Genomic DNA, 1,757 nt, shown 5'->3' on the forward strand with positions numbered 1-1,757 from the left:
GAGCAATGCTCAAGACCTGTGGATCGACGACGGGAGGAGCGCGGCAGGCGTACCTTCCCGGTTGATCCTGTGATGGTCACCGAGTAGGCCCGCGTTGCAGCGCGGGTCGGGAAGGCACGCCCGTGCTCAGCGTAGTCACCGACGACGGCTCCACCCAGTCCGGCTCCCTGATCGACGAGATCGTCCGCGAGGGCGCCCGACGCATGCTGGCCGCCGCGCTGGAAGCGGAAGTCAACCAGTACATAGCCGAGTTGGCTGCCGAGACCGACGAGCGAGGGCACCGCCTGGTGGTCCGCAATGGCCACCACCGGTCCCGCACCGTCGTCACCGCCGCCGGCCCGGTCGAGGTCACCGCGCCGCGGGTCAACGACCGACGCGTCGACGAGGAGACCGGCGAGCGCAAGCGGTTCTCCTCCAAGATCCTCGCGCCGTGGTGCCGCAAGTCCCCGAAAATCTCCGAAGTCCTGCCGCTGCTCTACCTGCACGGCCTATCCTCCGGCGACTTCGTCCCCGCCCTGGAGCAGTTCCTCGGCGGCACCGCCGGCCTGTCGCCCGCGACCGTGACCCGGCTGACGAAGCAGTGGACCGACGACCACACTGCTTTCCAGGCCCGCGACCTGTCCGACCGCGACTTCGTCTACGTCTGGGCCGACGGGGTGTATCCCAAGGTCCGGCTCGGCCAGGCCCACTCCTGCGTCCTTGTCCTGCTCGGCGTCCGGCTGGACGGCACCAAGGAACTCATCGCCTTGGCCGAGGGCCTGCGGGAGTCCACCGAGTCGTGGGCCGACCTGCTGCGCGATTGCCGCCGACGCGGCATGCGCGACCCAGAGCTGGTCATCGGCGACGGCGCCATGGGCCTGTGGCGGGCACTCGCCGAGGTGTTCCCGGCAGCAAGGCCACAGAGGTGCTGGGTTCACAAATCCCGCAACGTCACCAACTGCCTGCCGAAGTCCGCCCAGCCCGGAGCGATGAAGGCGATGCAGGAGATATACAACGCCGAGGACCGCGGCCACGCCGAGAAGGCGATTGAGGCGTTCGCGAAGACCTACGGAGCCAAGTTTCCCAAGGCCGTCGCGAAGATCACCGACGACGCGGACGAACTGCTCGCGTTCTACGACTTCCCGGCCGAGCACTGGATCCACCTGCGAACCACGAACCCGATCGAGTCGACCTTCTCGACCGTCAAGCTCCGCACCAAGGTCACCCGCGGCGCCGGCAGCCCGGCCGCTGCGCTGGCCATGGTGTTCAAGCTCGTCGAGTCCGCCCAGGACCGCTGGCGCGCGATCACCGGAGCCCACCTCGTACCCTTGGTTCGCGCCGGAGCTCGGTTCGAGAACGGCGTGTTGGTCGAGCGCCAGGAGGAAGCCGCGTGAGCACCTCGAAGGACTACGGCAGCTGTCAGATCTTCGTCCGCGGCACCAGTCGGGAGTTCCTGGCCGAGCTCGTCGCGGTCACCCTCGGAGCCCAGGCCGACGACCATTACACCGTCCAAGCCGGCGGAATGGTCTTCGACACCCGTCCGAATCCGGACGCCGGACTCGCCTTCGACTTCATCGGCTGGCCGCTCAAGATCGATGCCGAAGCCGACGAAGACGGACTCTCCCTCGTCGAGCCAGTGTCACGCGTGCTCACCGCGGCCTGGGACCGCGGCTACGAGGCCGTTGCCGCCTGTGACTTCGAGGACGAGCTTCCCGACCTCGGCGGGCTCCCGCGCTACCGCTGAGCTCCCGTCGATCCACAAGTCTTGACTATTGCTC

At 68.0% G+C, this 1,757-nt stretch carries 2 protein-coding genes; both read left to right on the plus strand.

Annotation, left to right across the window (positions count from 1 at the left end; all coding sequences use genetic code 11):
* The first annotated feature begins 122 nt into the window (after positions 1 to 122).
* Positions 123 to 1,373 (plus strand): IS256 family transposase, encoded by a 1,251-nt coding sequence (locus ACZ6NC_RS41905; RefSeq protein ID WP_465739143.1) that lies wholly within the window; start codon positions 123 to 125, stop codon positions 1,371 to 1,373.
* On the plus strand, positions 1,370 to 1,723 hold the full coding sequence (locus tag ACZ6NC_RS41910) for a hypothetical protein (protein ID WP_465739144.1): 354 nt from the start codon (positions 1,370 to 1,372) through the stop codon (positions 1,721 to 1,723). Before ACZ6NC_RS41905 ends, ACZ6NC_RS41910 begins: the two co-directional genes overlap by 4 nt.
* The last annotated feature ends 34 nt before the right edge of the window (positions 1,724 to 1,757 follow it).

This window comes from Kitasatospora sp. NPDC041988 (assembly GCF_055588525.1).